The 446-nt window shown below is 43.9% G+C and carries 1 protein-coding gene; it reads left to right on the forward strand.

Annotation, left to right across the window (positions count from 1 at the left end; translation table 11 throughout):
• Window positions 1-48: 48 nt before the first annotated feature.
• Window positions 49-446 (forward strand): hemolysin III family protein (locus tag A3756_RS06425; RefSeq protein WP_197481221.1); only part of this gene is annotated, 398 nt, incomplete at its 3' end.

Below are 446 nucleotides of genomic sequence, written 5' to 3' on the forward strand. Positions count from 1 at the left end.
ACTTCAGCTAACATGTGTACACTTAAATTTGAGGCGCAAGTTGTGATTATGAGCAAAGTGGTGGACAAAACGGGCGATCAGCCAGTTGATAATAAGCGGGTGGAAACCCTGGAACATAGTTTAGACGAGTTGCTAAATACCTTAACTCACGGGCTAGGTGTGCTATTAAGCATTGCGGGTTTATTTGTCTTGTTAATCGCTGCAATTCCAATGGATGATGTATGGAGAGTCGCCAGTTTTAGTATATTTGGCTTGAGTCTAACGGCTTTATACTTAGCTTCGACGCTTTATCATGCCGAGCGATGCCCGGTTAAAAAAGATAAGCTGAAGATGTTCGATCACTGTGCTATTTACCTCCTGATTGCAGGTTCTTATACACCCTACCTCATGGTGAGTATGAGAGAAGTCGGTGGTTGGGGCTTATTAGCCCTTGTTTGGGGCATTGC

This window comes from Oleiphilus sp. HI0086 (assembly GCF_001635225.1).